The following is a 27,000-nucleotide window of genomic DNA, read 5'->3' as shown; positions in this document are numbered from 1 at the left end:
CAAGGGCACGGCACCGACCGGTGCCGTGCCCTTGCGAGGTGGGACTGCCTACGACTGCTGTGCGCGCTCCAGCACGAGTTCCCGCACGCGGGCGGCGTCGGCCTGGCCCTTCATGGCCTTCATGACCGCACCGATGATCGCGCCGGCTGCCTGGACCTTGCCGTCCTGGATCTTCGCCAGCACGTCGGGCTGCGCCGCGAGTGCTTCGTCGACCGCGGCCGTCAGGGCGGAGTCATCCGAGACGACCTTGAGCCCGCGGGCCTCGACGACCTGCGCCGGCGAGCCCTCGCCCGCGATGACGCCCTCGAGCACCTGGCGTGCCAGACGGTCGGTCAGGTCGCCGGACTCGACGAGCGCGATGACCTCGGCGACGTGCTTCGGCGACACCAGGTCACCGGGGGCTGCGTCCTGCGCGTTGGCGACGCGGCTGATCTCACCGGTCCACCACTTGCGGGCGGCCTGGGGTGCGGCGCCGGCGGCGACGGTGCCCTCGACCTCGTCGAGCAGGCCACCGTTGACGACGTCCTGGAACTCCAGGTCGGCGAAGCCCCAGTCACCCTTCAGGCGACGGCGGCGTGCGACGGGGGCCTCGGGCAGCGAGGCACGGAGCTCCGCGATGACGGCGGGGTCCGGCACGACGGGCAGCAGGTCGGGTTCCGGGAAGTACCGGTAGTCGTCGGCGTCCGACTTGGGGCGACCTGCCGAGGTACGGCCGGTGTCCTCGTGCCAGTGGCGGGTCTCCTGCGTGATCGTGCCACCGGCGGCGAGGATCGCGGCCTGCCGCTGGATCTCGTAGCGGATCGCACGCTCGACGGCGCGGAACGAGTTGACGTTCTTGGTCTCGGTGCGGGTGCCGAGCTTCTCCTGCCCGCGGGGGCGCAGCGAGATGTTCGCGTCGCACCGCAGGTTGCCGCGCTCCATGCGGGCCTCGGAGACACCGAGCGCCCGGACGAGGTCACGGATGACCTGCACGTAGGCGGCTCCGAGCTCGGGGGCACGGTGCTCGGCGCCGAAGATCGGCTTCGTGACGATCTCGACCAGGGGCACGCCGGCACGGTTGTAGTCGACGAGCGAGTACTCGGCGCCCTGGATGCGGCCGGTGGCACCACCGACGTGCGTCAGCTTGCCGGCGTCCTCTTCCATGTGGGCGCGCTCGATCGGGATGTTGTAGATCGTGCCGTCGGCGAGCTCGACCTCGACCTCGCCCTCGTAGGCGATGGGCTCGTCGTACTGCGAGACCTGGTAGTTCTTCGGGTTGTCCGGGTAGAAGTAGTTCTTCCGGGCGAACCGCGAGGACTCGGCGATCGAGCAGCCGAGCGCGAGCCCGAGCTGGATCGAGTACCGCACGGCCTGTGCGTTGACGACCGGCAGCGACCCGGGCAGCCCGAGGTCGACCGGGGTGACGTTCGTGTTGGGCTCGCCGCCGAAGAAGTTCGGGGCGTCCGAGAACATCTTGGTCTTCGTCGCGAGTTCGACGTGGACCTCGAAGCCGAGCACCGGCTCGTAGCGCTCGAGCGCCTCGTCGAAGTCCATCAGCGCGTCCTTCTGCGCCATCAGATCACACCTTCCTGCGCAGCCGACTGCTGACTCTGGTCGAGGTCCGGGACGGACGCGATGAGCGGCGCGCCCCACTGCTGTTCGAGCAGACGCTCGAGGGCGGCACCGTAGCGGTACAGCCGGGCGTCCTCACGCTGGGGCGCCATCAGCTGCACGCCGACGGGCAGGCCGTCCTCGGGCGCGAGGCCGTTCGGGATGCTCATGCCGGGGACACCGGCGAGGTTCGCCGGGATCGTGGTGAGGTCGTTGAGGTACATCGCCAGCGGGTCGTCGATGCGCTCACCGATCGGGAACGCGGTCGTCGGCGCCGACGGGCTGACGAGCAGGTCGACCTGCTCGAAGGCGGCCTGGAAGTCCCGCTGCACGAGCGTGCGGACCTTCTGCGCCGAGCCGTAGTAGGCGTCGTAGTAGCCGGCGCTCAGGGCGTAGGTGCCGAGGATGATGCGCCGCTTGACCTCGGGTCCGAAGCCGGCTTCACGCGTGGCGGCCATGACGTCCTCGACGGTGGCACCGTTCTCGGGCGTGACCCGGAGGCCGAAGCGCACCGAGTCGAACTTGGCGAGGTTCGACGACGCCTCGGCCGGGAGGATCAGGTAGTACGCACTGATCGCGTACGCGAACGACGGGGCGTCGATCTCGACGACGACCGCACCGGCCGACTCGAGCAGCGCGACCGTCTCCTGGAAGCGCTGGGTGACACCGGCCTGGAACCCGTCGCCCCCGGCGAGTTCCTTCACCACGCCGACGCGCAGGCCGCGGAGCGTGTCCGCCTGCAACCCTTCGCGTGCGGCGGCGGCCATCGAGGGCCAGGCGTCCGGGATGGACGTGGAGTCCTTCGGGTCGTGCCCACCGATGACGTCGTGCAGGAGCGCGGCGTCGAGGACGGTGCGGGACACCGGGCCGATCTGGTCGAGGCTGGACGCCAGCGCGATGGCGCCGTAGCGGCTCACCCCGCCGTAGGTCGGCTTCACGCCGACCGTGCCCGTCACGGCACCGGGCTGGCGGATGGAGCCACCCGTGTCCGAACCGAGGGCGAAGGGTGCTTCGTGCGCCGCGACCGCGGCGGCCGAGCCACCGCCGGACCCGCCGGGGATCCGGTCGAGGTCCCACGGGTTGCGGGTCGGACCGTACGCCGAGAACTCGGTGGTCGAGCCCATCGCGAACTCGTCCATGTTGGTCTTGCCGAGCGGCACGAGGCCGGCGGCGCGGAGCTTCGCGACGGGGGTGGCGTCGTACGGCGGCACCCAGCCCTCGAGGATCCTGGACCCGGCGGTCGTGGGCATGTCCTGCGTGCACAGGACGTCCTTGACGGCGATCGGCACACCGGCGAGGGGCCCGAGGTCGTCACCGGCGGCACGGCGGGAGTCGATCGACTTCGCCACTGCCAGGGCGTTCTGGTTGACGTGCAGGAACGCGTGCACGTCGCCGTCGACGGCGGCGATCCGGTCGAGGTGGGCCTGGGTGGCCTCGACGCTCGAGACGTCGCGCGCCACGAGGGCGTCGGCGAGCGCCGCGGCGCTCAGCTTCGTGATGTCGTCAGTCACTGTTCTTCGCCCTACTGTTCTTCGCCGAGGATGGCGGTCACGCGGAACCGTTCGCCGTCGGAGTCGGGCGCCCCGGAGAGCGCCTGCTCCTGCGTCAGCGTCGTGCCGACCACGTCGGGTCGGGTGACGTTGCCGAGCGGCACGGGGTGGCTCGTCGCCGGGACGTCGTCGGTCGCGACCTCGGCGACCTTGGCGACGCTCTCGACGATGTGCGACAGCTCCCCGGTCAGCTTCTCGATCTCGTCGGGCGTGAGTGCGATACGTGCGAGGTTCGCCAGGTGCGCGACCTGCTCGCTCGTGATGTCAGGCATGGTGCTCCGTCGATCGGTTCGTGGAATGCCCCACAGTCTATTGGCTGCGTCGGGCGCGCAGGCGCGGCTGTGGACAACGCCCCTGGAGGCCCGGTGCCGGTCCGCCGGACCGGCACCGGGCCTCCAGGGGGCCAGCGGGTCACTTCCCGTTCTGGTCCCTCGCAGCCGGCGCCGCCGGGGCCACCGTCGCGGCGGGCGCCGGCGCAGCGGGTGCAGCGGGTGCAGCCGGAGCAGCGGGCGCAGCCCCCGGAGCAGCGGGCGCAGCCGTGGGCGTCGTCTGGTCGTCCTGCGCCGTCCCCTGCCCGGACGAGGACCCCGACGACGAAGACGACGAAGACGACTTGCTCGCCTGCCCGATCATCGCCTGGCTCGGCGCGGGCAGCGCTCCCCCGCCGACGGTCTGGTCCAGGTACGCCATCATCGACTTCCCGACCCCGAACTTCGCGCTGTACCCGGTGGTGCCCTGCAGGAACGGCCAGTTCGCCAGGCTCACGTTCCCCTGCACGTTGCCGACCCAGGTGGCGTTCGTGTACTTCGTCGACGACGCGACCAGCCAGTTCTGCACGTCACCGTCGGTGGTGCCGGTCTTCGCGAACTTCGCCACGCTGTCCCCGGGGTTCGCACTCGCGGCCGTCCCCGACCCGGACAGCACGCCCTGCAGCGCGTAGTCGACCGTGCCCGCGACGTCCGCCGAGACGCCCTGCGTGCAGGACGACGGCGTCGGGGTGATCTTCGTGCCGTCTGCCTCGGTCACCGAGTCGATCGCGGTGGGCGTGCACACGATGCCGCCGTTGGCGAAGCCCGCGTACGCCTCGGCCAGGTCGATCGGCGACAGCTCGTTCACGCCGAGGATCGAGGACGGCGTCTGCGTCAGGTCACCGCCGTCGGCGCGGTGGATGCCCATCGACTGCGCGAGCTGGGCGATCTTGCACAGGTCGAGCTGCTTGCCCATCTGGGCGTACGCGGTGTTGATCGACTCGACCGTCGCCGCCTCGACCGACATCGACGACGGCACCCTCTCGGCGTTGGCGACGTTCCAGGTGCCGCCCGCGACGTTCTGGCAGGTGTTGGTGAACTCGGCGTTCTCGAACTGGTGCTCCGAGGTGGTGACCGAGTCGGACAGGGTGTGCCCGCTGGCGAGCCACTCGGCCAGGGTGAACACCTTGTAGGTCGAGCCGGTCTGGAACCCGCCCGAGTTGCCGTACCCGGAGTCGGCGCTGTAGTTCACCGCCGTGGCACCGGCCCCGGCGTGGTCCCCCTGCGTGTAGGTGGTGTTCTGGACCATCGACATGATCCGGCCGGTGCCGGGCTCCACGGTGACGTTCGAGCCGCCGACGTCGACGCCGGCCATGGTGGCCGGCACGTAGGTGGACAGGGCGGACTGTGCCTGACCCTGCAGGTCGAGGTCGAGCGAGGTGTGGATCTGCAGGCCCTTGGTGTCGAGCGTGGCGATGCGTGCCGCCGCGGTCTTGCCGAACGCGGGGTCCTGCAGCACCTGGTCGCGGACGTAGTCGCAGAAGTAGCCGGCGTCGTGGTTCGTCGCGGCGGTCGAGCACCCGTTGGCGGTCTCGGTGATCTTCGGCGTGACCGGCGTCGCGATCGCCTTCGTCATCTGTGCCTTCGTGATCGACCCGTGCGCCTGCATCCGGCGGAGCACGTAGTCGCGGCGCTCCTTCGTCAGCTGGTACCCGTTGGCCTTGCCGTTGTCCTTGTCGCTCGGCACGTCGATGCGCAGGTTCGACGGGTTGTTGAGGATCGCGACGAGCGTGGCCGACTGCACGAGCGACAGGTCCTTCGCGTGCACGCCGAAGTAGTACTCGGCCCCGGCCTCGGCACCGTATACCCGCCCGCCGAGCCCGACGATGTTGAGGTACCCGGTCAGGATCTCGTCCTTCGAGTACTTCTTGTTCACCGCGATGGCGTACCGCATCTCCTGCAGCTTGCGCTGCGGCGTGACGCCGGCCGCGTCCTCGTAGCAGGCTTCGACCTTCTTCTCGGTGGCGGCCTGGTCCGTGCCGGTGAGCTCCTCGCACTGCTGCACCAGGACGTTCTTGACGTACTGCTGCGTGATGCTCGAGCCGCCCTGCACGTCGCCGCCGACGACGGTCGCGGCGACGCCGCGGAGCGTGCCGAGCACGTCGATGCCGCCCTCGTCGTAGTAGCGCGGGTCCTCGGTGTCGATCGCCGCCTGCTTGAGCGTGTCCGCCATCTGGTCGGCCGTGACGTTCGTGCGGTTCTCGGCGTAGAACGAGGCGATCTTGACCTGCTTCCCGCCCTGCTCCGCGTACATGGACGACACCTGCTGCGGGGTCTGCACGTCGAGGTAGGTCGGCAGGTCCTCGAAGAACGAGACCGCCCCGGAGGTCCCCTCTCCCGCGACGGCGACCGCCGGGGTCACCGCGACGGCGACGAGCATGCCGGCGAGCACGGACATCACCACGAACATCAGGAGAGCACCAGGCCATCGCACCACACGCATGACGGCACCGTAGGCAGCAGGGCTGTACTGGTTCTGCCCCGGAACGAGTGCAGGCTGCGGTCGCGTTCAGGTTGCCACCCAGCCCGTTCCGAGGACGGGTCGCGATCCGCGCGGGCGCACCGATCCGGCCGGGAGGCCCGCGACGGCTCCGGCACGTCGGCCGCCGGTCACGATCGGGTCACGCCCACCGCGTCGCCACGACCGGCGGGTCCGCCGGGTCGCTCAGGGGGCGGTCGGGCACGGCCGGTCAGTCACGGGGCTGCAGATCCTGCGGGCGCACGAGGTACATGTCCGGCGAGGCGCCGACGATGCCGTCGCCACCCGACTTCCCGCGTCGAACCTGCTCGCGCACCAGGTCGCCGCGTCCGATGCCGATCAGGGCGACGTCGTGCAGCGATGCCGTGCCCGGTTTGAGGTAGTCGTTGTGCCCCACGGGACGCCGGAACACGTCACCGGCCGACAGCGCGTCGGCGCCCCCGGCCAGGTCGAGCACGGTCGAGCCGAACGACGCCCCACCCGGGTCGGTGCCGAAGTACCCGGAGCCCGCGATGGGGTCGCTGTGCGCACCGCCGACGAAGACCTGCCCGGTGGCGACGGCGAGGTCGTCCGCCGTCCGGACGTCGCTGCCCGGCGACCCGAGCACGGTCAGGGTGTCGGCGGTCATGCGCCCCGACGCCAGCGCCGTCATCGCCGTGGTCGACCCGTACGAGTGCGCGACGATGTTCACCCGCGGTTGGTCGCCTGCGCGGATCACGCGCAGCCCTGCGACGGTCCGTTCGAGCCGCTCCGCCCCGGTCCGTGCGAGCCCGAGCGACAGGATGTTCGACAGGTCCGGAGTGCGGTACCCCATCCACGCGACGACGGCGACACCCGACCCGTTGCCGGTGGCGGCGAGCGGCGCCAGGGTGGCCTGCTCCCGGGACAGGTCGTTGGCGGTGTTCGTGAAGTCGGTCATCTGCCCGGTGACCGTGAAGAACATGCCCGGCACCACGACGGTGACGTCGGCCGCGGTGTCGAGGTCGCCGATGCTGATCGCCGCACGCCCGGAACCCCGGGTGTCGAGCGCCACCAGGAAGCGCCGCGGGTCGCCCGGCTCCTGCACCAGGGAGTCACGGACCTGCCCGAGCATCGCGGCCCGGGCTGCACCGAGGTCGGCGTCGGCGAGGCCGGCGGTCAGCGTCGCGCGGTTGGCCTGGTCGCGGACTGCGTACGGCACGCCCTCGAGGTTCCCCACCAGGGCGGGTGCGTGCACCCGGAGCCGGTCCTGCTCGTCGGCCGGCAGGTGCGACCACCACTGCGCGACGGTCTGCGCGGGCGGCGGGTCGTCCTGCACCGTCGCCACGACACGACGGTCGGTGGCTGCGCTTCGCAGGTCGGCGGCGCCGAGTGCACCGAGGTCCTCGACGAAGGCTCGTCCGTGCGCGGCGGCGAGGCCGTCGACCCCCACCCCCGTCGTCGATGTCGACGCCGCCGCCTCCGCTGCCGCCGGTGCCGCCGGGAGCGTGGCGACGGCGGGGTCCACGACCGGGACGATGCGGGTCGCGGCGGTGCTGGTGACCGTGACCTGGTGCGTCGGGGGCATGCGTGGGGCCTCGATCACTCCGAGCGAGTGCACCGAGGCGGTGAGCAGAGCCGCAGCGATGAGCAGCATTCGGGTCTCCCCCGGGAAGGCCGTCCCGACGTCCCCCTGCAGACGACGGGTGATGCTCGGTCGAGTCTATGGAGATGTCTGCCGATCATCCATGCGCGATGCAACTTGTCCCCCGAACTGGGCGCGTTGGACGGTGCGCCGCGCTCAGCGGATGCGACCGGGGCGTGCTGTGCATCCCGCTCGGACCTGCTGTCTCAGTCCTCGGTCGTCGACGCTTCCGGTTCGGCGAGCGCCGCCGGCCCCTCGGTCACGAGCAGGTGGAACTGCTCGGCGTCGATGATCCGGACGCCCAGCTGCTCGGCCTTCGTGAGCTTCGAACCGGCACCCGGACCGGCGGCCACGAAGTCGGTCTTCTTGCTCACGCTCGACGCCGCCTTGCCGCCGGCGGTGATGATCGCCTCCAGTGCACCTTCTCGCGTGTAGCCCTCGAGTGACCCGGTCGCGACGACGGTGACGCCGCTCAGCACGCCGCCCTCGACGTCGGCGCTGCCCGGGCCGGGGTGGCCCGGGGTGGTGAACTGCACGCCGGCCGCGGTCCAGCGGTCGATGATCTCGCGGTGCCAGTCGACGTCGAACCAGGCGAGCAGGGCGTCGGCGATGATGCCGCCCACCCCGTCGACGGCCGCGAGGTCCTCGCGCGAGGCCGACCGGATCGCGTCGAGGGAGCCGAAGTGGTTCGCCAGGGCTCGGGCGGCGACCGGTCCGACGTGGCGGATGCTCAGGCCGACCAGGATCCGCCACAGGGGCTTCGTCTTCGCGGCGTCGATGTTCGCGAGCATCTCGAACGCGTTCTTCGACGGGTAGCGGCTCGGCTCACCGGTGTAGTCGGCGCCCCGTGCCTCGGGGTCGAACGGCGGGTCGGTCTTCTTGCGCGCCCGGCTGAACGGTGTGACGCGCTTCGGGGTGCCGTCGTCGTCGACCTTCTCCATGCCGGTCTCGGCGTCGCGGACGATGACCTCGATCGGGACGATGTCCTGCATCGTCAGGTCGAACAGTCCGGCCTCGGTGACGAGCGGCGGGGTCTCCGGGCGGAGCGGCTGCGTGAGCGCCGCGGCCGCGACCTCGCCGAGCCCCTCGATGTCGAGCGACCCGCGCGAGGCGATGTGCTCGACCCGACCGCGCACCTGCGCCGGGCAGCTCTTCGCGTTCGGGCAGCGCAGGTCGATGTCGCCTTCCTTCGCGGGGGCGAGCTCGGTGCCGCACTCGGGGCAGTTCGTCGGCATCACGAACTCGCGCTCGGAGCCGTCACGGAGCTCGACCACCGGGCCGAGCACCTCGGGGATGACGTCGCCGGCCTTCCGCAGCACGACGGTGTCGCCGATCAGCACGCCCTTCGCCTTGACGACCTGCTGGTTGTGCAGCGTGGCCTGGCGGACGACGGACCCGGCGACCTCGGCCGGGGCCATCACCGCGAACGGGGTGGCGCGGCCGGTGCGGCCGACGCTGACCACGATGTCGGTGAGCGTGGTGTGCACTTCTTCGGGCGGGTACTTGTAGGCGATCGCCCACCGCGGCGCCCGTGACGTCGACCCGAGTTCCTCGTGCAGGGCGAGGTCGTCGACCTTCACGACGACGCCGTCGATCTGGTGCTCGACGGCCGACCGGCGTTCCCCCGTGGTCCGGACGAAGCCGTTGACCTCGTCGATGGTGTCGAACACCCGGTAGTGGCTGCTCGTCGGCAGGCCCCAGGTCTGCAGCAGCTCGTACACCTCGGACTGGCTGCGGACGTCGGTGCCCTGCTCGAGTTCGCGGACGGGCCACGCGCCGATGCCGTGCACGAGCATCCGCAGACGCCGCAGCCGGTCGACCATCAGGGCACGCTTCGCCTCGGACTTGCCCTCTTCCTTCTGGCGGAGGGACCCGGCGGCGGCGTTGCGCGGGTTGGCGAACACGCGCTCCCCCGCCTCGCGCTGGTTCGCGTTGAGCTCGTCGAACTCGGCGACCGGGAAGAAGATCTCGCCCCGGACCTCGACCAGGGGCGGGTGGCCGGTGCCCGAGAGGCGGTCCGGGATCGTGCCCATCGTGCGGACGTTGCCGGTGACGTCCTCGCCGACCACGCCGTCACCGCGGGTGGCGGCCGAGACGAGCCGACCGTGCTCGTACCGCAGGTTGATGGCCAGGCCGTCGATCTTCAGCTCGGTCAGGAACCGCACCCGCTCGGCGCCGGCGTCCCGCTGCACCTTGAGGGCCCACTCGGTGAGCTCGTCGGGGCTGAAGACGTTGTCGAGCGAGAGCATGCGCTCGGCGTGCTCGACCGGCGCGAACTGCGTGGTCTGCGCCTGCCCGCCCACGGTCTGCGTCGGGCTGTCGGGCGTCAGGAGTTCCGGGAACCGCTGTTCGATCACGTCGAGGCGGTGCACCAGGGCGTCGTAGTCGGCGTCCGACAGGGGCGAGGCGTTGCCCTCGTAGTAGTCGTGGCGCAGCTCGTTGACGCGGGCGCGCAACCGGTCGACCTCGCGCGCGGCCTGGGCGGCGTCGAGCCCGTCGGGGTCGATGGTCTCGAACGTCGCGTCGGTCTCGCTCATGGCATCAGTTCTACCGTGCACCACCGACGCGGCGTGCAGCGAGCGTGCGCCCCGGGAGCGGCGGGGTCAGGCGTCGACGGGGACGGCGCTGACCGTGGTGTCGATCGTGCACTGGCCGAGCACCCGCGTGCCGACGTAGACCACGGCGGTCTGCCCGGGAGCGACCCCGTGCAACGGCTCGTCGACGTCGATGACGAGCACGTCGTCCTGCACCCGGGCGGTCGCGGGCACCGGGTCGGCGTGCGCGCGGATCTGCACGTCGCAGGCGAACGGCGTCGCGGGGTCGGCCGGGGCCGTGCCCGCCCAGGTGAACCGCGAGCCGGACATCGAGGTGACGGCGAGGGCTTCCTTCGGGCCGACGACGACGGTGTTGTCCTTCGGGCGGATCTCGAGCACGAACCGGGGCTTGCCGTCCGGTGCCGGGCGGCCGAGGGCCAGGCCGCGGCGCTGTCCGACGGTGTAGCCGGTGGCACCCTCGTGCGAGCCGACGACCGTGCCGTCACGCTCGACGACGTCGCCGGGGGCGGTGCCGACGCGGTCCGCCAGCCAGCCGCGGGTGTCACCGTCCGGGATGAAACAGATGTCGTACGAGTCCGGCTTCTGGGCGACCGTCAGCCCGCGCTCGGCGGCCTCGGCCCGGACCTCGTCCTTCGACGGGGTGGCTCCGAGCGGGAACATCGCGTGCTGCAGCTGCTCGGCGGTCAGGACCCCGAGCACGTACGACTGGTCCTTCGCCCACGCGGCCGACCGGTGCAGTTCGCGGGAGCCGTCCGGACCGGTGACGATCGAGGCGTAGTGCCCGGTCGCGACGGCGTCGAACCCCAGGGCGAGTGCCTTCTCGAGCAGCGCCGCGAACTTGATCCGCTCGTTGCAGCGCATGCAGGGGTTCGGGGTGCGGCCGGCCTGGTACTCGGCCACGAAGTCGTCGACGACGTCCTCCTTGAACCGGGCCGAGAAGTCCCACACATAGTAGGGGATCCCGAGGGCCGACGCGGCGCGCTGGGCGTCCATCGAGTCCTCGATGGTGCAGCATCCGCGGCTGCCGGTGCGCAGGGTGCCGGGCATCCGGCTCAGGGCCAGGTGCACGCCCACCACGTCGTGGCCGGCGTCGACCGCCCGGGCCGCGGCCACCGCCGAGTCGACACCACCGCTCATCGCCGCAAGAACACGCATGCGTCCAGGGTAACCCGCCGACGAAGCGGTACCGCTGGCGTACCGTTGGTCGGGCGATGGCCACGACGGGGAACGACTCATTCGACTTCCGGTCCGTCCTGCTGTCCGGGTTCCTGCCCGCCGCGCTCTTCGCGATCGGCGAGGGCGCGATCATCCCGATCATCCCGATCGCCGCCGACTCCCTCGGCGCCAGCCTGGCGTTCGCGGGCTTCGTCGCCTCGCTCATCCTGGTCGGCGAGCTCATCGGCGACGTGCCGTCCGGCATCGTCGTCGCCCGCATCGGTGAGCGGAACGCGATGATCGGCGCCGCGCTCGTCTCGGTGGTCGGGCTCGTCGTCGCCACGACGGCCGCGAACGCCTGGGTCCTGGCGCTCGGGGTGTTCCTGGTCGGCGTCTCCACCGCGGTGTTCGCGCTCGCCCGGCACGCCTACATGACCACCGCGATCCCCCTGCGGATCCGGGCCCGGGCGCTGTCGAGCCTGGGCGGCGTCTTCCGCTTCGGCTACTTCGTCGGCCCCTTCATCGCCGCCGGCGTCATCCACCTGACCGGCACCACGAGCAGCGCCTTCTGGATCCACGTCGTCTGCTGCCTGGCGGCGGCGACCGTGCTCCTGGTGCTGCGCGACCCGGCGACGGGCACACGCGGCCTGCGGTTGCCGCCACGGGCCTCCCGGCGCTCGGCCGACCACGCGACCGACGCGAGCGACCACGCGACCGAACCGCCCGCCGACACCGGCGCGCAGTTCGTCCAGCAGGAGGCGCAGGGCCTCTTCCGCACCATCCGCGCGAACGGGGCGGTCCTGCTGCGGCTCGGCAGCGGTGCCGGCCTGATCGGCGCAATGCGCGCCGGACGACAGGTGATCCTGCCGCTCTGGGCGGTGAGCGTCGGCCTCGACGACTCGACCGCGGCCCTCGTGATCGGCATCGCCGGAGCCGTCGACTTCGCGCTGTTCTACACGAGCGGGCAGATCATGGACCGGTGGGGACGGCTCGCGAGCGCCCTGCCCTGCATGCTCGGCCTGAGCATCAGCTACTTCCTGCTCGCCTGGAGCGGCCACCTGGACGCCCGGGTCGGCTGGTTCGTCGCGATCGCGATGGGCATGTCCCTGGCCAACGGGGTCGGTTCCGGCATCCTCATGACGCTCGGCGCGGACCTCGCGCCGCGCGACGCCCCGGCACCGTTCCTGGGGGCCTGGCGGTTCACCGGCGACTTCGGGTCGGCGGCGGCACCGCTCCTCATCTCCGGCGTGACCGCCGTCGCGTCCATCGCGGTCGCCAGCGGGGTGATGGGCGTGCTCGGCCTGGTCGGCGCGGGCATCCTGCTCCGGTACGTCCCCCGGTACCTGCCGCGCCCGCTGCGCTGACGCGCTGACGTGCTGCCGCGCTGCCGTGCTGCCGCGCTGCCGCGCTGCCGCGCTGCCGTGCTGCCGCGCTGCCGCGCTGCCGCGCTGTCGTCCCGTGCGAGGTTCCGTACTCGGTGGCACTCGGCCCGCCCCGCACCACGTCCGGTTCCTCGCACCACGTCACGTCCCGCGCACGGTGCGTCCCACGGCCTGGAGGCCCGGCGCACGTCCGCCCCGCACGCCGCGCTCGGTAGACTGCCGCTGCTCGCGGGAGTGGTGGAATCGGTAGACACGCAGGATTTAGGTTCCTGTGCCCCAGGCGTGAGGGTTCGAGTCCCTCCTTCCGCACCGGGTCCCCCCAGGCGCACCGTTGCGGTCATCCGCACGCCTTGAGCAGGTCAACCCTGCGAGGGATGGCCCGGTCACTTCCGGGCGGTACCCTCATCCCGCGGGAGTCCTCCCCGTGACTCCCGCCTCCACGACCGGAAGAACCATGCACTCCGTCGCACTCGCCCTGATCCCGTGGCTCGATCCGCAGTACATCCTCGACCACTTCGGGGCCATCGCCGTGCTCGTGGTCTGCGCGATCGTCTTCGCCGAGACCGGTCTCCTCATCGGCTTCATCTTCCCGGGCGACAGCCTGCTGGTCATCACCGGCCTGTTCGCCTTCGACCGCGGTGGCGAGATCGGCGGCATCCCGATCTGGGTCGCGGCGCTGATGATCGGCGCCGCCGCGTTCCTCGGCGGTGAGCTCGGGTACTACATCGGCAAGAAGGCCGGGCCACCGATCTTCGAACGCAAGGACAGCGGGCTCTTCTCGAAGGCGAACGTCGAGCGCACCAACGCGTTCTTCCACCGTTTCGGCCCCCTCGCCGTGATCCTGGCGCGCTTCGTGCCGGTCGTCCGCACCTTCGCCCCGATCGCCGCGGGCGTCGGCCGGATGGACTACAAGAAGTACTCGCTCTACAACGCGATCGGCGCCGTGGTCTGGGGCGTCGGCGTGACGTTCCTCGGGTACTTCATCGGGCACATCCCCTTCGTGGCGCACATCGTCCGCGAGTACATCGACATCATCCTGCTCGCCGCGGTCGTCGTGACCGTCGTGCCGATGGCGCTGACGTACCTGCGCAACGCCCGCAAGGCGAAGCACACGAACGAGGCCGAGGCCACCACGGCCCCGACGGTCGACCCGACGCTCTAGCCGCAGGGCTGGCGCACCGCGCACCGGCGTACCGCGCACCGCGCACCGCGCACAACCGAAGTCGCCCCGAACCACGTGATCACGTGGTTCGGGGCGACTTCGGTCGTGCGGAACGGAAAGAGCGCGGGCGCTCAGACGCCGAAGTGCTCCCGCACGATCGGCGCGATGCCCCGGAACGCCTTGCTGCGGTGCGACAGGGCGTTCTTCTCGTCGCGGGTGAGCTCCGCCGACGAGCGGTCGGCGTCGTCCGGCCGGAACACCGGGTCGTAGCCGTGCCCGCCGTCACCGACGGGCTCGGTCAGCACCTCGCCGTTCCAGACCGCCTCGACGACGTGCTCCTGACCGTCGGGCGTCACGAAGGCCGCTGCGCACACGAACGCGGCGGTCCGCTCGACGACACCCTGCAGGTTCGTGAGCAGCAGCGCGATGTTGTCGGCGTCCGAGCGGGTGCCGGCGTAGCGGGCCGAGTGGATGCCCGGTGCGCCTCCGAGGGCGTCGACCGCGATCCCGGAGTCGTCGGCGAGCGCCGGCAACCCCGTGTGGGCGACCGCGGCACGCGCCTTGATCAGGGCGTTCGCCGCGTAGCTGTCGCCGTCCTCGACCGGCTCGGGACCGTCGTACCCGACGAGTTCGACACCCTCGCCGAGCGCCGACCCGAGGATCTCGCGCAGTTCGACGACCTTGCCCTGGTTGTGGGTGGCCAGCACCACCTCGCGGGACGTCACGCCAGACCCAGGACCGAACGCTGGATCGCCGCGAGCGACTGGTTGCCGGCGAGGCCGAGGTCGAGCAGGACGTTCAGCTCGTCCCGGTCGAACGGCGCGTGCTCGGCGGTGCCCTGCACCTCGATGAACTTGCCCGACCCCGTGGTGACGATGTTCATGTCGGTGTCCGCTGCGGAGTCCTCGGTGTAGGCCAGGTCGAGCATCGGCTCCCCCTTGACGATGCCGACCGAGATCGCCTGCACGCTGTCGGTGAGCGGGGTGGCCTTCTTCGCGATGAAGCCCTTGGCGCGGCCCCACTCGATCGCGTCGGCCATCGCCACGTACGCGCCCGTGATCGACGCCGTGCGGGTGCCGCCGTCGGCCTGCAGCACGTCGCAGTCGATGACGAGGGTGTTCTCGCCCAGGGCCTTCGTGTCGACGACCGCGCGGAGCGAACGCCCGATGAGGCGGGAGATCTCGTGCGTGCGGCCGCCGACCTTGCCCTTGATGGACTCGCGCTGCATGCGCTCGTTGGTCGACCGCGGCAGCATCGAGTACTCGGCGGTGACCCACCCGGTGCCCTTGCCGGCGAGCCAGCGGGGCACGCCGTTGGTGAACGACGCGGTGCAGAGCACCTTGGTGTTGCCGAAGGAGATGAGCGCGCTGCCCTCGGCCTGCGTGCTCCACCCCCGCTCGATGGTGACGGGACGGTGGTCGGTGGCGGTACGGCCGTCGACGCGGAGGTTGTCGGTCATGGGGTCCTTTCGGTGCGGGGCAGCGTGATGGCCCCCGTCTGGAGGTGGCCGACGCTCGAGACCTCGGGACCGAGGAAGCGCCGGGCGAGCCGGATGAAGCCGTTCTTGTCGTCGCCCGTCGCCTCGAACGAGTACGTCGGGGCGGTGGTCGCGGTGCGCTCGAGCCCGTGCTCCACGAGCCGGCGGTAGACGTCGTTCGCGGTCTCCTCGGCGCTGGAGACGAGCGTGACCTCCGGACCCATGACGAACTGGATCGCGGCGGACATGAGCGGGTAGTGGGTGCAGCCGAGCACGAGGGTGTCCACGTCGGCGGCACGGATCGGGTCGAGGTACCCGGCCGCGATCTCGCGCAGCGACGGCGACGAGGTGTCCCCCGCCTCGACGAACTCGACGAACCGGGGGCACGCGGCGGTGGTCAGCGTGACGTCGGCGGCGACCGCGAAGGCGTCCTCGTAGGCGCGCGACGCGATGGTGCCGACGGTGCCGATGACCCCGATGCGGCCCGTGCGGGTCTGCTTGACGGCGGCGCGGGCCGCGGGCTGGATGACCTCGACCACGGGGATGCCGTACGCCTGCTCGTACCGTTCGCGGGCGTCGCGGAGCACGGCGGACGAGGCGGTGTTGCACGCGATCACCAGGGCCTTCACGCCCTGCTCGACCAGATCGTCCATGACCTCGAGCGCGTAGCGGCGGACGTCGGCGATGGGCTTCGGGCCGTAGGGCGAGTGCACGGTGTCGCCGACGTACCGGATGCTCTCGCGCGGGAGCTGGTCGATGATGGCGCGGGCCACGGTGAGGCCGCCGACCCCGCTGTCGAAGACTCCGATCGGTGCATCCGTCACGGCACCAGCGTACCGATGCCCGTCCCAGACCCTCGCACCGTGCGAGGTCCGCCCACGCGCCGTGCGAGGTTCCGGACTCGGTGCGACCCTCGGCGGGTACCACCGAGTACGGAACCTCGCACGGACCGAACCGTGGCGCCGGGCGCCGGGGGTGATCCGGGCCTCCCGAGGGTCACGTCACTAGTGTCGGAGACGTGACCAGCGCGCTCCTCACCGACCAGTACGAGCTCACCATGGTGGACGCCGCCCTGAAGGACGGCACCGCCGACCGCCGATGCGTCTTCGAGGTGTTCGCCCGGCGGCTGCCGGACGGCCGCCGCTACGGTGTCGCCGCCGGACTCGGACGCTTCCTCACCGCCCTCGGCGACTTCCGCTTCGGCGACGAGGAGATCGGGTTCCTGCGCGACCGCGGCGTCATCGACGCCGGCACCGCCTCGTGGCTCGCCGACTACCGGTTCAGCGGCGACGTCCGCGCCTACCGGGAGGGCGAGGTCTACTTCCCGAACTCCCCCATCCTGCAGATCGAGGGCACCTTCGCCGAGGCCGTGGTGCTCGAGACCCTCGCCCTGAGCATCTTCAACGCGGACTCCGCGATCGCCTCGGCCGCCGCCCGCATGGTGTCCGCCGCCGACGGCCGCCCGCTCGCCGAGATGGGCTCCCGCCGCACCGGTGAGTGGAACGCCGTGGCCGCCGCCCGTGCCGCGTACATCGCCGGCTTCGGTGCGACGAGCAACCTCGAGGCCGGCCGCACCTGGGGCATCCCCACGATGGGCACCGCCGCGCACGCCTTCACGCTGCTGCACGACTCCGAGGAGCAGGCGTTCCGTTCGCAGCTCGACGCGCTCGGCAGCGGCACGACCCTGCTCGTCGACACCTACGACATCGAGGCCGCGGTCGAGACGGCCGTCCGGCTCACCGACGGCAAGCTCGGCGGCGTCCGGATCGACAGCGGCGACCTGCCGTCCGTCGTCGCCGCCGTGCGTGCGCAGCTCGACCGCCTCGGGGCGACGGGCACGAAGATCACGGTGACGAACGACCTCGACGAGTACACGATCGCCGCGCTCCGAGCCGCCCCGGTCGACTCGTACGGCGTCGGCACCTCGGTCGTCTCCGGCTCCGGGCACCCGGCCGCCGGCATGGTGTTCAAGCTCGTCGCGCACCGGGACGCGGACGGCGGCGACTGGGTCCCCGTCGCCAAGAAGTCGGCCGACAAGGCGTCGATCGGCGGCCGGAAGGAGGCGGGCCGACGACTCCGGAACGGCGTCGCGACCGCCGAGATCGTGCTCACGGGTGCGCAGGTCGGCCCGGACGAGCGGCCGCTGCTGGTCCCCGTCGTCACCGGCGGCGAGGTCGACCCGGCGTTCCTCGGCACGCAGGGCGTCGAGGCCGCACGCGCGCACCACAAGCGCGCGAAGGCGGAGCTGCCCGCCGACGCGTCCCGCATCGGGCGCGGCGACCCCGCCATCCCCACCCTGGTGATCTAGGGCCCGCACGCGCGCACGCACGCACCTCGCGCGTCGCGTTCGCGTTCGCGTCGCCGCTTCGTGAGCAGAAATGGTCGGGTGTCCGAGGGCGACCCGACCATTTCTGCTCACGATGTGCGGTCAGCTGACGCATACGACGGACGGGAGGCCCGTGGCGGCGTCGCCACGGGCCTCCCGTCCGTCTGCTGGTCGCGTCTACTCGGCCTTCATCTTCTCGTAGATGGCCTTGCAGTCCGGGCAGACCGGGAACTTCTCCGGGTCGCGACCCGGGATCCACTTCTTGCCGCACAGGGCCTTCACCGGCTTGCCGGACATGGCCGACTGCAGGATCTTGTCCTTCTTCACGTAGTGCGAGAACCGCTCGTGGTCACCGGGTTCGATCGCTTCGTCTTCGAGGAGCTTCTCGAGCTCCCGGTCCATCACGTCGAGGCCGCCGCCTGGTTCCGTCATGCTCATGCGACCAGGGTACGACGGTCCGCCCTCGGGCGCGCCGCTCGTTGCGCTGCGCCGCTCGTTGCGTTGCGCTGCACCGCTAGTTGCGCTGCGCCGCGGCGAGCAGGTCGGGGCCGCGGCGGTCGAACAGGCGTCCGCCCGCGGACACACCGATCACGAGCACGACGGCACCGACCCCGATGCCCACCAGGAGCGTCAGCACTGACCAGGGCTCCGGTCCCTGCACGGCGGCGAGCACCGCGAGGCCGACAGCGGGGACCGTGCAGAGCACGATGCCGATCACCATGGTCGCCTGCGCGACCGTGGCGGTGATGCCGGCGGCCTGCGGCTGCTGGAAGGGATGGTCGCCCGGGCGCACCGTCGGGTAGGGCATGAGCACGGACAGGACGCTCGACAACCCGAGCCCGGACAGCAGGGCGCTCGCGCTGACGCCGATGAGCAGCGGGAAGGCGGCCCAGTCGCCGAACAGCCACGCGGACAGCGCGGCCCCGGCGACGATCGCGGGCGCCCCCACGACCAGCACGGGAACGACACGACCGAGCCGGTCACTCCACCCGGGCGCACCGGACGCGACGTGCAGCCACACGGCGGTGTTGTCGTACGAGACGTCGTTGTGCGGCAGGAACCCGGCGATCAGGGCCATCAGCGGCAGCGGTACGAGGGCGGTCCACTGCCACGGCACCCCGGCGACGCCGAGCGGGATGACGACGATCGGCACGAGCAGGATGATCAGGTACGACGTGCGGTACCGCGGGTCGCGGACCCAGTAGGTGAGCGCCCGGGCAGCGACGGCCGACACCGGGGACGAGCCGAACCGGTCGAACCAGCCCAGGCCCTGGTAGCGGCGGGTGCGGGCGCGGTCGTCGACGGTCTCGAGCGCACGGCCGACGAGCGCCCACCATGCCCAGGCGAGGAGCGCGACGACGGCGACCGCGACGAGGAGCTTCGCGACACCGGTGCCGACGTGGCCGCTCGCGACCTCGGCGGGCACGGCCCACGCGGCACCCCAGGGGGTCCAGCCGGCGATGTCCGCGACGCGCTGCATCTCGGCGCCCTGCGGGTCGAGCCAGTCGACGCGGAGCAGCAGCGCCACCGTCGGGATCGAGAGCGCGATGATGACGAGGGCCCCCAGCCACCCGGCGTCGCGGGAGCGCTGCGGCCCGATCAGCCGGGAGCCGACGGTGCAGCAGACGCGGATCAGGAGCGCGCAGGTCGCGACGCCGAGCAGCCCGCCGAGGACCGCGAGCAGGCCGAGACCGGGATCGCGCGCCCAGGCGACGACCTGTCCGATCGCGACGACGACCACGCCGATCACCGGGATGCCGACGAGTCCGGCGACGACGAGTCCGATCGCCAGGCGACGGCGCTCGATGCCGAACACCGCGAAGCGCCGCGGGTCGAGCTGGTCGCTCCGGCCGACGACGAGCGGCACGACCGTGAACCCGAAGGTGATCAGGGTGCCGACGGGCACGATGACCGCACGGGCGATGTCCGGGTCGGCGTCACCGAGGGCGATGGTCCGCGACGCGACGAACACGGCACCGAGGAGTCCGACGAGGCTGGCGAGCACGACGGCGACGGACCGGCGGGCGGTGCCCCGGACCTCGCCCGCGAGCAGGTCCGCCCTCAGCCGGAGAAGCTGTGCAACCATTCCATGCTCTCCGCGACGACACGACCGCCGGCGAGTTCGACGAACTTGTCCTCGAGGCTCTTGCGCCCGCGGACCTGGGCCATGGTGCCGGACGCCAGGACCTTGCCGCCGACGATGATGGCGACCGAGTCACAGGTGCGCTGCACGAGCTCCATCGAGTGACTCGAGAGCACGACCGTGCCGCCGCCCCGGGTGTACCGGCGCAGGATGTCCGTGATCGTCGCCGCACTCACCGGGTCGACCGACTCGAAGGGCTCGTCGAGCACGAGCACCCGCGGCGAGTGGATCAGGGTCGCTGCCAGGGCGATCTTCTTCGCCATGCCGACCGAGTAGTCGGCGACCTGGCGGCCCAGCGCCTCGCCCAGCCCGAAGGCCTCGGCGAGGTCGGCGCTGCGCTTCCGTGCGGTGGCACCGTCGAGCCCGCGGAGCGTGGCCGAGTAGTAGAGGAGCTGCGCACCGGTCAGCCGGTCGAACAGCCGGAGCCGGTCCGGCAGGACCCCGAGACTGCGCTTCGCCGCCGTCGGGTCTGCCCAGACGTCGTGGTCGAGCACCGTCACCGAGCCGGCGTCGGGGCGCAGCAGTCCGGTGATCATGGACAGGGTCGTCGTCTTGCCGGCGCCGTTCGGGCCGACCACGCCGAAGATCGAGCCCTGCCGGATCTCGAGGTCGACCTCGTCGACGGCCAGGGTCTGCCCGTACCGCTTGACCAGGCCGCTCGCTGCGAGCACGACGGGCTGGAGCGTCTGCGGCTGCTTCGGTGCGGCGCTGCGCGGCGCACGCTTCTTCGTCGCGGGCGGGGTGGCGGTGGTCGCCCGGCCGGCGTCGTCCGTCACGTCGTCCGCGTCGGTCGGGACGGGAGGCTCGGCGTCGGTCCGCGGGGCGGCCTTCGTCGGGCGCTTGGTGCGCCCCTTGCCGTTGCCCGCATTCGCGGGGCGCGGCGCCGCGGCCGTCGTGTCGTCGGCGCGGGTGTCCGCCGTGGCGTCGTCGGTACGGGTGTCCGTCGTCGCGTCGGTACGGGTGTCCGTCGTCGCGTCGGTCATCGCGTCATCAGTGGCGGCGTCGTCCGCATCAGTGTCCCCCGTGTCGTCGTCGGCTGCGTCGCCCTCAGCAGCCGCGGCGGTGTCCGCTTCGTCGGCGTCCCCCGCCTCGGTCATCCAGGCAGCGTCGGCCGTGGCGTACACGTCCTCGTTCTCTGCTCGCGCTGGCATCGACCCACCGTACCAACGCTCTCCGACCGTCGGGAACCGTCGCGGCCCGGGTCACGAATTGAGTACGAAGCGCGCAGACCCGTACCCTGCGAGGGGGTGTTTCCGTATCATTCACCAGGGCACGAAGGAGTGTTCACCACTTGGAAACCTGCTCCAGCAGGCGATCCCGGCGGCCTCTTCGCAGCGACGACCACGTCGACACGAACGGTTCTCGGGCAACTCGGACGTTGGAAGCGCAGACTCGACGAGGCCCGCCCGTACCCCAGGGTGCGCGGGCGGACACCAGAAGGGACCAGCATGACCACGCAGATCGTGATCCTCGCAGCGGGGATGGGCAGCCGTCTCGGCCGCAGCCTGCCGAAGCCGCTCACGGAGCTCAGTGACGGCCGCACCATCATGCAGCAGCAGTTCGACAACATCCGCGCCGCGTTCGGTTCGAGCGCCCGCGTGACGATCGTCGTCGGCTACAAGTCGGAGCACATCGTCGAGGCGTTCCCCGAAGCGAACTTCGTCTACAACGAGTCGTACGACTCCACGAACACCTCGAAGAGCCTGCTGCGTGCCCTCAAGGCCACCGGCAAGAGCGGTGTCCTCTGGATGAACGGCGACGTGGTCTTCGACCCGATGGCGCTCGTCCGTGCGGCCGACATGATCGACGAGGGCCGTTCCTTCGTCAGCGTCAACACCGACAAGGTCTCCGACGAAGAGGTCAAGTACACCGTCGACGCCGAGGGCTTCATCCACAAGCTCTCCAAGCGGGTCGTCGGGGGTCTCGGCGAAGCCGTCGGGATCAACTACGTCTCCGCCGCCGACAAGCAGGCCCTCATCCGGCAGCTCGGTCGCGTCGACGACCAGGAGTACTTCGAGGGCGGCATCGAGGCTGCCATCGCCGAGGACGGGCTACGCTGGACGCCGATCGACATCTCCGACCTGTACGCGGTCGAGATCGACTTCGCCGAGGACCTCGAGCGCGCGAACAACCTGTTCGCCTGAACCACCGTCAGGACCCCTCGGCGGTTCCGCCCGAAGGGAAACCGTGACCACAGCGAGTGCGCCGACCGCGCCCGTGGCTCCCGCACCCGCGAAGGCCCGGAGCGCCGGTCGGCGCTATCGTCAGGCCCTCTGGTTGCTGACCGTCCGCGACCTGCGGGTCCGCTACTCGACGTCGGCGCTCGGTTACGTGTGGTCGATCCTCGACCCGCTCGTGATGTCGGGGATCTACTGGTTCGTCTTCACGCAGGTCTTCCACCGCGGCTCGGTCGGTGAAGATCCGTACATCGTGTTCCTGCTGTCCGCGCTGCTGCCGTGGATGTGGTTCACCGGTGGCGTCTCGGACTCCACCCGGGCGTTCATCAAGGAATCGAAGCTCATCCGCTCGACCACCATCCCCCGCACGATCTGGGTGGCACGGATCGACGCGTCGAAGGGCATCGAGTTCCTGCTGAGCCTGCCGGTCCTGGCCGTCTTCGCGATCGCAACGGGTGCCCACCTGCACTGGCAGGTCGTGTTCTTCCCGCTGGCGATCGTGCTGCAGTGCGCACTGGTCTACGGCCTGGGGCTCATCGTGGCCCCGCTCGTGGTCTTCTTCCGCGACCTCGAGCGCGCCACCAAGCTCGTGCTTCGGTTCCTGTTCTACGCGTCCCCGATCATCTACGGCACGCACGCGCTGCCTCCCGCCCTGCGGGACATCGCCGCGATCAACCCGCTCACCGGCATCTTCGGCATGTACCGTGCGGCGTTCTTCCCCGGCCAGCTCGACTGGCTCGAGGTCGGAGCCTCGGTGGTCGTGACCGGCATCGTCCTGGTGATCGGCTTCGCGGTGTTCCGCCGCAGCGAGCACCGCGTGCTGAAGGAGCTGTGATGACCGCGACCGACCAGACCCGACGCATCGAGACCGTCACCCCGGTCATCTCGGTGCGCGACGCCGGCATCTGCTTCAAACGGAACCGTCGCGCGAGCCGGAACTTCAAGGACCTGTTCGCCGGACGCGGGCGCCGCAAGCGTGCCGATGAGTTCTGGGCGCTCCGCAACGTGTCGTTCGACGTCCGCCCGGGCGAGGCGATCGGGGTCGTGGGGCGGAACGGACAGGGCAAGTCGACCCTGCTGAAGCTCGTGGCCCAGGTCATGCTGCCCGACGAGGGCCGCGTCGACGTGGGTGCCGGCGTCGCCCCGCTCATCGAGATCACGGGAGGTTTCGTCGGTGACCTCACCGTGCGCGACAACGTGTACCTGACGGCGGGCCTGCACGGCATGTCCCGGGCCGAGATCCGCGACGCCTTCGACGAGATCATCGACTTCGCCGAGATCGCCGACTTCGTGGACACCCCCTACAAGCACCTGTCGAGCGGCATGAAGGTCCGCATCGCGTTCGCGGTGATCTCGCGGCTCGACGAGCCGGTCATCCTGGTCGACGAGGTGCTGGCGGTGGGCGACAAGGCCTTCCGCGAGAAGTGCTACAAGCGGATCGAGCAGCTCCTGGCCGGCGGCCGGACGCTGTTCTTCGTCTCCCACAGCGACAAGGACCTGCGCCGCTTCTGCGACCGGGGGCTCTACCTCGACAAGGGTCGTCTGCAGCTCGACGGCACCATCGAGGCCGCGCTGGCCCGGTACGCGGCCGACTACGGCTCCTGACCGGCCGGGGTACTCCCCCTGCACCAACACGGGCGTCAGTGGCTCCCTCCACAGCCCGGGCCCTCGTGGCCGCCCCCGGGGTCCCGCCGTCGGACCCTCCCCCTAGCGTTCCCCCCATGCACCACCCACCAACCGCGTACGCCGTCCCGTTCGCCGTCGACCGATCGCACGCACCGCGTCGGTACGACCTCGTCAACACCGGCCCCGAGCCGGTCGACGGGCTCACGCTCACCCACCTGGGCAACGGGTACTGCCCGCCGCTCGCAGTGCGCCGCCTCGACCCCGGCCGATCGCTGTCCCTGGCGGTCTTCGGCGCCGACCCCGAGGACACGGGGGTCGTCATCGTCCGGTGGCGTCGGCCCGACCGGTCCGAGTACCTCTGGCGGATGTCACTCGTCGGGCCGGGGATGCAGCCGTGACGCCGCACCGGCCTCCGGCACGGAGCCCCGCGGGGTGACGATCGCCCGTCAGGCTCCGTCGCGTTCGGCGGCGACGGTCCGCCACCGCTCGAGCAACCACTCCACTGCCGCGTGGAACCGCCCCGTGGCCGCACCCGGGGTGGTGTCGCCGAAGTACCGGGCGACCCAGTGCTGCAGGCGCGCGAGCTCCTCGGCGTCGCTCGCGGCCGCGTCGACCCGGGCGAGCACCGACGGGGCGTCCGCCGCGGTCAGCCAGTTCGCGTCGCTCAGGTAGCCCCGCTCGTCGACGTCGGCCTCGGGCGACACCGGCCGCGTGACGATGAGCGGCTTGCCCACCGCCAGTCGGTCGTAGATCATCGCGCTGATGTCGGTGATCGCCACGTCCGCGTCCGCCAGCTGCCACCCGAGGTCACCGCCGTCGTCGTACAGGTGGTGCGCGGCCGGGTCGGCGGCGTTGGCCGCGCTGATCGCCGCGACGATCCGCTCGTGCGCCGCGCGGTAGGCGGGGTCGAGCACACCGCTGCGCGGGTGCGGGCGGTACACCAGACGGTGGCGGGGCGATGCGAGCACCTGCTCGGCGATGACCGTGCCGTGCGACGCGATCGACCCGTACGCCGCGGCCCCGCGGTCACCCTCCCACGTCGGGGCGTAGAGCACGACGGTCCGGTCGTCGTCGGGGTACGGGGCCGCTCCGGCGAAGTGGTCGGCCTGCGGGCGTCCGATGGCGATGGTCCGGGCGTCCAGGTCGTAGTCCCACAGCGCCTCGGCCAGACGGTCGCGTGCCGCGTCCCCCGCGATCAGGGCGTAGTCGTACGCCTTGAACTGGTTCGTCGTCATGTACATCTTGTCGCTCTCGCCGTGGTTGACGAAGACGTGCCACATCCGCCCGTACCGCATCATCTGGAAGTTGCGGGCGTTCTGGTTGACGTACAGCACCACCTTCGGCGCCTGCGTGTCGACGAAGTGTTCGAGGTCGACCACCTGCCGGGCGTAGACCGCGGGCACGGGCGACTCCTCGAGCAGGGTCAGCATGGTGCCCGGGCTCCGCGAGATGATCGCCACAGGGTGCGTCTTCGCGAGTTCGGCCAGCGGCGCGTACCACTGGCGCACCTGGTACATGTTGACCGGACCGTCGGCGAAGTATACGGCGATCTCGACCGAACCGGGCGCCGGCTTCGGCGCGGACGGCAGTCGCCGTGCGAGCTGCTGCCGGCTGCGGCGGGACGTCAGGAGTCGCTCGACGAGCCGCAGCGCGGTCCGCAGGTCGCTGATGATCGACATGGTCCTTCTCCGGGTCTGCTCTGGTGGGACGAGGCGTGCGGGTCAGACGACCGGCGGCCGCCCTGCGATGGTCATCCGTGCGACTGTGATCCAGCCCATCGGGCGGACCGGACCGCAGTCGGTCGTCCATCCTTCACGGATCCCACCGAACCAGGTGGCCAGTCGGCGGGGGTGACGCCACCAGCGCGTGATCTGGATCGCGGCCCACGACCCCACGTACACCGGGCGCAGCACCGCGGGCAGGTTGCGTCGAGCCAGCCACACCCGGTTCCGGGCGTTCAACCGGTAGTACTCGGTGTGCCGCGCCGGGTCGATCGCGGGGTGGTGCGCCACGAGGTCGCCGGCGTACCAGGTCCGACGGCCGGCATCCCACACGCGCCAGGCGAGCTCGATGCCCTCGTGGGCGTAGAAGTACTCGGCCCCCCAGCCGCCGACGGCACGGTAGACGTCCATCGGCAGCACGACGGCGCCTTCCCAGACCGAGAACACCGGCGACGAGTGGTCCGGCTCGCCCTTCCGGATCCGCGGCACCCATCGGCGGGGGTTCGCGGCACCGGTCGGGTCGACGACCCGGGGCTGCACGAGGCCGAGCGACGGATCGTGCTCGAACAGCGCGATCACGTCGCGCAGGAACGTCGGCGACGGCACCGACGCATCGTCGTCGAGGAAGAACACGTAGTCACCGTCGACGACCTCGGCCCCGGCGTTCCGACCGGCCGGGATCCCGACGTTCTCGGGCAGGGCCAGGGCTCGCACACCGTCCGGCAGGCCCGTGGGTACCCAGCCGTTGCCGACGCAGACGACGTCGAGCTCGACGTCCTGCTGGGCGAGCACGCTGTCGAGGCCGCGGCGCAGGTCCTCCGGCCGGGTGCCCTGCGACAGGCTCACCACGGCGACGCGCGGTCGTCCGCGGTGCACCACCGCGTGCCGGCGCAGGGTTCCGGGCACGGTCGTGTCCTCGGTCACGCCTTGACCCGCTTCGAGGCGATGATCGCCAGGAAGTGCCCGATCGTCGCGAGCACGGCGAGCGGCAACAGCGCGCCGACCAGGATCCGGCTGGCGAGCGGGTCACCGATCACCAGGGCGAGCAGCGCGAAGACGAACGCGAGCATGCTCAGCTCGACCGAGTGGTACAGGCGGTGGAACGGCAAGAACCGTGCCACGCGGCGGAGCGAGGCGAGCCTGCGGCCGGACGGGGCGGTGGACGCATCCCGTCGGTCGACCAGCTTGTCGAGCCCGGCGTTCGCGCGGGCCACGTGCACCATGTCGTTCAGGGCCTTGTTGAGCACGATGACCAGGCCGAGTGCGCACCCGATCGTGGTCCACATCCAGTCGGCGCCGTGGATGGGCCAGGTGGCCGCGCGGATGCCGAGCGCGACCGGGATCAGCCCCTCGGTCGTGTAGTGCCCCACCTTGTCCAGGAACACCCCGGCGGGCGACTTGGTGCCGCGCCACCGGGCGACCTCGCCGTCGGAGCAGTCGACGAGCATCTGCAGCTGGCCGAGGACCAGTGCCAGGGCGGCGCCCCAGATGCCGGGGATGAGCAGGGCGGCGGCGACGCTCCAGCCGACCAGGATCATCAGGCCGGTGACCTGGTTCGCGCTGACGCGGGTCTTCAGGAGTACCCAGGTCAGGTACGGCGAGACGTCGCGCAGGTACAGCGAGGCCGTCCAGTGCTCGGCGTTGGCGCGCGCACGGACCTCGTCCGGCTGGGCGACGGCCCGGAGTTCGGCGATCGAGGTCGGCCGTGCGGATCCGCGGCCGGTCGTGGGGTGGTCGGTCATTCGG

General features: G+C 71.3%; 23 protein-coding genes and 1 tRNA gene. 8 read left to right on the top strand and 16 right to left on the bottom strand.

Annotated features, from left to right (window positions below; translation table 11 throughout):
• Window positions 1–48 precede the first annotated feature (48 nt).
• The 7 genes from gatB to mnmA form a co-directional block, all read right to left on the bottom strand.
• Window positions 49–1,554 carry an Asp-tRNA(Asn)/Glu-tRNA(Gln) amidotransferase subunit GatB gene (gene gatB / locus BR70_RS0101340; RefSeq protein ID WP_035807593.1) on the bottom strand — a complete coding sequence of 502 codons (1,506 nt, stop codon included), beginning with the start codon at window positions 1,552–1,554 and terminating at the stop codon, window positions 49–51.
• A complete protein-coding gene (gene gatA, locus BR70_RS0101335) occupies window positions 1,554–3,101 on the bottom strand; it encodes an Asp-tRNA(Asn)/Glu-tRNA(Gln) amidotransferase subunit GatA (RefSeq protein WP_027464607.1) in 1,548 nt (515 codons plus the stop codon). Before gatA ends, gatB begins: the two co-directional genes overlap by 1 nt.
• 11 nt (window positions 3,102–3,112) lie before the next feature.
• Entirely contained in the window at window positions 3,113–3,412 is a 300-nt protein-coding gene (gene gatC / locus BR70_RS0101330) for an Asp-tRNA(Asn)/Glu-tRNA(Gln) amidotransferase subunit GatC (RefSeq protein ID WP_017887005.1), read from the bottom strand.
• A gap of 139 nt (window positions 3,413–3,551) precedes the next feature.
• The gene (locus tag BR70_RS18930) at window positions 3,552–5,891 is read right to left on the bottom strand and encodes a transglycosylase domain-containing protein (protein WP_081827173.1); all 2,340 of its coding nucleotides are present in this window, start codon (window positions 5,889–5,891) and stop codon (window positions 3,552–3,554) included.
• Between the two features lie 247 nt (window positions 5,892–6,138).
• Window positions 6,139–7,542 carry an alpha/beta hydrolase gene (locus tag BR70_RS18925; RefSeq protein ID WP_051596510.1) on the bottom strand — a complete coding sequence of 468 codons (1,404 nt, stop codon included), beginning with the start codon at window positions 7,540–7,542 and terminating at the stop codon, window positions 6,139–6,141.
• Window positions 7,543–7,736: 194 nt separating this feature from the next.
• Window positions 7,737–10,067, bottom strand: coding sequence for an NAD-dependent DNA ligase LigA (gene ligA / locus BR70_RS0101315; protein ID WP_027464606.1), 2,331 nt, complete (start codon window positions 10,065–10,067; stop codon window positions 7,737–7,739).
• A gap of 66 nt (window positions 10,068–10,133) precedes the next feature.
• Window positions 10,134–11,240: a tRNA 2-thiouridine(34) synthase MnmA gene (gene mnmA, locus BR70_RS0101310; RefSeq protein ID WP_027464605.1), complete on the bottom strand. Its 1,107-nt coding sequence runs from the start codon at window positions 11,238–11,240 to the stop codon at window positions 10,134–10,136.
• Window positions 11,241–11,296: 56 nt separating this feature from the next.
• Here mnmA and BR70_RS0101305 point away from each other — a divergent pair, with 56 nt between their 5' ends.
• From BR70_RS0101305 to BR70_RS0101295, 3 genes are all read left to right on the top strand, one after another.
• Window positions 11,297–12,604 (top strand): MFS transporter, encoded by a 1,308-nt coding sequence (locus BR70_RS0101305; RefSeq protein ID WP_027464604.1) that lies wholly within the window; start codon window positions 11,297–11,299, stop codon window positions 12,602–12,604.
• Window positions 12,605–12,850: 246 nt separating this feature from the next.
• Window positions 12,851–12,931, top strand: a tRNA-Leu gene (locus BR70_RS0101300).
• 145 nt (window positions 12,932–13,076) lie between these two features.
• Window positions 13,077–13,784 (top strand): DedA family protein, encoded by a 708-nt coding sequence (locus tag BR70_RS0101295; RefSeq protein WP_027464603.1) that lies wholly within the window; start codon window positions 13,077–13,079, stop codon window positions 13,782–13,784.
• A gap of 131 nt (window positions 13,785–13,915) precedes the next feature.
• On the opposite strand, the gene rdgB is transcribed toward BR70_RS0101295, so the two are convergent.
• From rdgB to murI, 3 genes are read right to left on the bottom strand one after another with little or no spacing between them, the layout of a single operon-like run.
• Window positions 13,916–14,509: an RdgB/HAM1 family non-canonical purine NTP pyrophosphatase gene (rdgB, locus tag BR70_RS0101290; RefSeq protein ID WP_027464602.1), complete on the bottom strand. Its 594-nt coding sequence runs from the start codon at window positions 14,507–14,509 to the stop codon at window positions 13,916–13,918.
• Window positions 14,506–15,243, bottom strand: coding sequence for a ribonuclease PH (gene rph, locus BR70_RS0101285; RefSeq protein ID WP_027464601.1), 738 nt, complete (start codon window positions 15,241–15,243; stop codon window positions 14,506–14,508). Before rph ends, rdgB begins: the two co-directional genes overlap by 4 nt.
• The gene (murI, locus tag BR70_RS0101280; RefSeq protein WP_027464600.1) at window positions 15,240–16,085 is read right to left on the bottom strand and encodes a glutamate racemase; all 846 of its coding nucleotides are present in this window, start codon (window positions 16,083–16,085) and stop codon (window positions 15,240–15,242) included. Before murI ends, rph begins: the two co-directional genes overlap by 4 nt.
• 194 nt (window positions 16,086–16,279) lie before the next feature.
• Here murI and BR70_RS0101275 point away from each other — a divergent pair, with 194 nt between their 5' ends.
• Complete coding sequence (locus tag BR70_RS0101275; protein WP_027464599.1) at window positions 16,280–17,569, top strand: nicotinate phosphoribosyltransferase; 1,290 nt, start codon at window positions 16,280–16,282, stop codon at window positions 17,567–17,569.
• Window positions 17,570–17,764: 195 nt separating this feature from the next.
• On the opposite strand, the gene BR70_RS0101270 is transcribed toward BR70_RS0101275, so the two are convergent.
• The 3 genes from BR70_RS0101270 to BR70_RS18920 form a co-directional block, all read right to left on the bottom strand.
• Window positions 17,765–18,025 (bottom strand): DUF3039 domain-containing protein, encoded by a 261-nt coding sequence (locus BR70_RS0101270; RefSeq protein WP_123313364.1) that lies wholly within the window; start codon window positions 18,023–18,025, stop codon window positions 17,765–17,767.
• 76 nt (window positions 18,026–18,101) lie between these two features.
• Window positions 18,102–19,673 (bottom strand): hypothetical protein, encoded by a 1,572-nt coding sequence (locus tag BR70_RS0101265; protein WP_027464597.1) that lies wholly within the window; start codon window positions 19,671–19,673, stop codon window positions 18,102–18,104.
• Window positions 19,649–20,881, bottom strand: a complete 1,233-nt coding sequence (locus tag BR70_RS18920; RefSeq protein WP_231495610.1) for an ABC transporter ATP-binding protein — start codon at window positions 20,879–20,881, stop codon at window positions 19,649–19,651. The genes BR70_RS0101265 and BR70_RS18920 overlap by 25 nt, the downstream gene beginning before the upstream one ends.
• Before the next feature lie 297 nt (window positions 20,882–21,178).
• Here BR70_RS18920 and BR70_RS0101255 point away from each other — a divergent pair, with 297 nt between their 5' ends.
• The 4 genes from BR70_RS0101255 (at window position 21,179) to BR70_RS0101240 (ending at window position 23,931) form a co-directional block, all read left to right on the top strand.
• Window positions 21,179–21,874, top strand: a complete 696-nt coding sequence (locus BR70_RS0101255) for a phosphocholine cytidylyltransferase family protein (protein ID WP_027464596.1) — start codon at window positions 21,179–21,181, stop codon at window positions 21,872–21,874.
• Window positions 21,875–21,917: 43 nt separating this feature from the next.
• A complete protein-coding gene (locus BR70_RS0101250) occupies window positions 21,918–22,742 on the top strand; it encodes an ABC transporter permease (protein WP_081827172.1) in 825 nt (274 codons plus the stop codon).
• Complete coding sequence (locus BR70_RS0101245) at window positions 22,742–23,512, top strand: ABC transporter ATP-binding protein (RefSeq protein WP_051596509.1); 771 nt, start codon at window positions 22,742–22,744, stop codon at window positions 23,510–23,512. The genes BR70_RS0101250 and BR70_RS0101245 overlap by 1 nt, the downstream gene beginning before the upstream one ends.
• A 116-nt stretch (window positions 23,513–23,628) precedes the next feature.
• Window positions 23,629–23,931 (top strand): hypothetical protein, encoded by a 303-nt coding sequence (locus tag BR70_RS0101240; RefSeq protein WP_027464593.1) that lies wholly within the window; start codon window positions 23,629–23,631, stop codon window positions 23,929–23,931.
• Window positions 23,932–23,979: 48 nt separating this feature from the next.
• Here BR70_RS0101240 and BR70_RS18915 read toward each other — a convergent pair whose 3' ends face one another.
• From BR70_RS18915 to BR70_RS0101225, 3 genes are read right to left on the bottom strand one after another with little or no spacing between them, the layout of a single operon-like run.
• Window positions 23,980–25,212 carry a CDP-glycerol glycerophosphotransferase family protein gene (locus tag BR70_RS18915; RefSeq protein ID WP_035807582.1) on the bottom strand — a complete coding sequence of 411 codons (1,233 nt, stop codon included), beginning with the start codon at window positions 25,210–25,212 and terminating at the stop codon, window positions 23,980–23,982.
• Between the two features lie 42 nt (window positions 25,213–25,254).
• Entirely contained in the window at window positions 25,255–26,130 is an 876-nt protein-coding gene (locus BR70_RS0101230) for a glycosyltransferase family 2 protein (RefSeq protein ID WP_035807786.1), read from the bottom strand.
• 44 nt (window positions 26,131–26,174) lie between these two features.
• Window positions 26,175–26,996 carry a CDP-alcohol phosphatidyltransferase family protein gene (locus BR70_RS0101225; protein WP_027464591.1) on the bottom strand — a complete coding sequence of 274 codons (822 nt, stop codon included), beginning with the start codon at window positions 26,994–26,996 and terminating at the stop codon, window positions 26,175–26,177.
• Window positions 26,997–27,000: the final 4 nt, after the last annotated feature.

The sequence above is a fragment of the Curtobacterium sp. UNCCL17 genome, assembly GCF_000686685.1.
In the GTDB taxonomy this organism is placed as follows: Bacteria; Actinomycetota; Actinomycetes; order Actinomycetales; family Microbacteriaceae; genus Curtobacterium; species Curtobacterium flaccumfaciens.
Note: the sequence above shows the minus strand (reverse complement) of the source record. Positions and strands in the feature narration are given on the sequence as shown.